Source organism: Microbacterium sp. Bi128 (assembly GCF_918698205.1).
Genome location: NZ_CAKKMM010000571.1, coordinates 1 through 3,066, shown reverse-complemented (window position 1 = coordinate 3,066; position 3,066 = coordinate 1). Strand labels below are relative to the sequence as shown.

Sequence of the window (3,066 nt, the reverse complement as noted above, 5' to 3'; positions counted from 1 at the left end):
GCCCGGCAACCGGGTATTGCATGCCCGGTGCTACCACCACCAGATACTGCCCGACCGGTAGACACCGCTATGACCTCTATTGTCAGGGGCGGGCAGTGGCGTAAAAACGTCCGGGGACGGACCGAGCGCTGGTGGGCCTCAGGAGCATCTAAACCATGAAGAAATCAATCTATGGCACTGCCGCGCGCCGCGGCGTCACTTTTGCGGCCGTCTCAATTGCAGGCGTCGCCCTGTCCGCCTCGGCCGCGAACGCGGCCGTACCGGCCACAGCCCCTGCCTCCACGTGGGACTCGCTGGCCCAATGCGAAAGTGGCGGGAATTGGGCCACCAACACAGGAAACGGATACGCGGGCGGGCTGCAATTCAGCGCCAGCACGTGGGCGGCCCATGGCGGCACGGGATCTCCGGCCAATGCCAGCCGTGCGCAACAGATCGCCGTCGCCGAGAAAGTGCAGGCCAGCCAGGGCTGGGGCGCGTGGCCAGCCTGCGCGGCCAAGCTGGGACTGCGCGGCGGCGCCGCGGCTCCGCAGAGTGCAGCCACATCACAGCGGCCCGCCGCGATTCCCGTCGCAGCCAAGGCCCCCGCCAGATACGCCCCTAAGACAGCCGTGCCGGCACCCCGCCACGTTGCACCGGTAGCCGTAAGCGGCCAGACCTACACCATCCGGAGCGGCGAAACCCTGAGCACGATCGCCGGGAAGCTCAACATCGCCGGAGGCTGGCACGCGCTGGCCGACGCCAACACGGCGACCATCAGCAACCCCCATCTGGTGTTCCCGGGCCAAGTGCTGCAGCTGCCCGCATAGGGCGGTTACAGCACTTGGCGTACAGCACGACACACAGCACGACGCCGGAGCGATCCCGCAAAGGGGACGCTCCGGCGTCGTGGTGCTTCAGTGAGCCGTGCTGGCTCAGCCGTGCGGGCTCAGGCGGCCTGTGGGATTTCGCGGATAATCCGCACTTTCCAGGCGGCGTCGTCGCTCGTGTCCAGCAGGGCCACCGTGCCCATGGCCAGATGCAGCGCTACCCGTTTCGCGGCGAGGAGCTCAAGGTAAAGGCTTTCGTTCATCCGGGCCGGGGCGTCAATGACGTACTTCACGGCGTCGCGGACTTTGCGGTAGTTGGCGCTCCGCTCCCGGTGAAGGTGCAATTCCAGCATCCGGCGCTGCTTGATCCTGGGCTCGTGGCGGTTCAGCCAGGACACCGCGGCGTGGACGGCTACCACCAGGGTCAGTGAGATGACGTAGATCTCCCAGCCACTCGAGAGCAGGAACAGGGGCAGGTTGGCGATCGCCACCGCGGCGATGAAGAGGCGGAGGGCCACCAGGCGCCGCATGGTGAGGGCCACGCCGGCCATAGCCGCGCGGAATCCGCGCTGCTCGTCGCGGGCGGCAACCGGATCCAGCGTGAATTCCTCCAGCACCACTATCCCGTGGGCGTCGGGGCTGAGCATTTGTCCGTACTTGGGCACGAACGGCGCCGGTGCCACCCTTACTGTTGGTGGCTCTGCTGTAAAAGGCAAGGCAGTAATGGGCTCCGCTGACTTAGGCTCTGCTAGAGATGGTTCTGCTGAATAAGGCTCTGCTTGATAAGGCTCTGCTTGATAGGGCATGGGCGCGTCTTCCGTGGCCGCGGGAGTGGTTCATGTTATTTTAGCCGCTCTCCAGCACGCCTGTCTGCCCTGTTCCGTCATGTGAGCACCCTCACCGCCGCGCGCCAGCAATTGGCGCATTTGGTCCGTGGCCTCAAACTGGAGAGATGCAGACTTTCCTCCCCTTCCCTGATTTCCAGCAGAGCGCCGCGGTTTTGGACCGTGTGCGGCTCGGCAAGCAGCGCGTCGAAGCGCTGCAGATCCTGCGTGCGCTGGTGATCCCGGAGTACGGCTGGCAGTCGCACCCGGCGATCAGGATGTGGATGGGGTACGTTCCTGCGCTGACCATGTACGGCCTGGCCATAGTGGATGAATGGACGGCCCGCGGCGGCGAGGACACCATGCGCGAGAAAATCATGGAGTTCGCCCCGCAGGCGGCCCACCCCGACTACGCCGCCAAGATCCCGATGCCGCCATGGCTTGGCAATGCGGATTTCCACCTCAGCCACCGGTCCAGGTTGATCGCCAAGGATCCGCGGTTCTACACAGAGGTATTCCCCGGCACGGACCCGGACCTGGAGTACATCTGGCCCGAACCGAAGCACGAGCTGGTGCCCGAGGACCCAGCCGGGGACCGCATGTGGGTCCTGCGCCTGCCCCTCGGCGACACCGAGCCCGCACAGCTGAAGACTGTCAGCCTGCCGCCGGTTGGCCGCAGCAAGGTCCCCGCGGACGACGACTACCAGTTCGTTTATGCCGACTCAGGCTCGCGCCGTCCCAGCAAGGTGCGCAAGCTGCCCCCGAAGCAGCTCGTCAAGAAGCCCACCCGCAAGCGCCAGCAGCAGGAGGAGGCGTTCACCACCCTGCCCGGCAACTCCGTGGTTGCCATCCCGGTCAACGACGGCGCCGCCTTCGCCGTCGGCAAGGTCCTGGGCCGCCCGATCACGGTTGATGGCCAATTCGCACGCAACTTCCAGGTCGACGAGATCGTGGACCGCTCCGCCTTCGATTACCCTGCCCTGATGCAGGATCCGCGGGCGTTCTTCCCGATCCCGGCGAGGTAGCAAAGGGCCGCACTGAACGACGCCGGGCGGCCCCGGGCGGGTCCCGGCGTCGTTCGCTGCGATCGCCGCGATGGCGGCGGCGGAGTCCGGCGCGGGCACCCGGTTCGCCGGCGGAGTCCCGCACGGGCACCCGGTTCGCCGGCACGCTGTTCAGCAGGTGACAGATTGTTGCAGAACCGGCCCGGTCCATGGGCCTACCCGGGCGGAGAAAGTGAACGTGTAGGTTCCCTTGCCGTTGCCCTTGCTGAGAACCTTAACCTCATGCGTGGTGTCCTCGGGGGCAATCTCGCTCACTGCTTGGGGCCCGGTCGGAGACGTCAACGTCGCCGTATATCCCGTGGCCCGGCCCACAGCGGCGAAGCCCGTGAAACTGATGGCTGCACCCTTTTTCCCCTGGTCGGTGGTGCATAC

General features: G+C 66.3%; 4 protein-coding genes. 2 read left to right on the top strand and 2 right to left on the bottom strand.

Annotated features, from left to right (window positions below; genetic code table 11):
- Positions 1-155 precede the first annotated feature (155 nt).
- The gene (locus LQV45_RS23075) at positions 156-806 is read left to right on the top strand and encodes a transglycosylase family protein (RefSeq protein WP_230008991.1); all 651 of its coding nucleotides are present in this window, start codon (positions 156-158) and stop codon (positions 804-806) included.
- A 119-nt stretch (positions 807-925) separates the two neighbouring features.
- Here the strand turns inward: LQV45_RS23075 and LQV45_RS23070 are convergent, their stop codons facing one another.
- Positions 926-1,453, bottom strand: a complete 528-nt coding sequence (locus tag LQV45_RS23070) for a hypothetical protein (RefSeq protein ID WP_084476203.1) — start codon at positions 1,451-1,453, stop codon at positions 926-928.
- Positions 1,454-1,758: 305 nt separating this feature from the next.
- Here LQV45_RS23070 and LQV45_RS23065 point away from each other — a divergent pair, with 305 nt between their 5' ends.
- The gene (locus tag LQV45_RS23065) at positions 1,759-2,655 is read left to right on the top strand and encodes an MSMEG_6728 family protein (protein ID WP_230008990.1); all 897 of its coding nucleotides are present in this window, start codon (positions 1,759-1,761) and stop codon (positions 2,653-2,655) included.
- Positions 2,656-2,805: 150 nt separating this feature from the next.
- Here LQV45_RS23065 and LQV45_RS23060 read toward each other — a convergent pair.
- Positions 2,806-3,066: hypothetical protein (locus tag LQV45_RS23060; RefSeq protein ID WP_230008989.1), on the bottom strand; the 261-nt coding region annotated here is incomplete at its 5' end.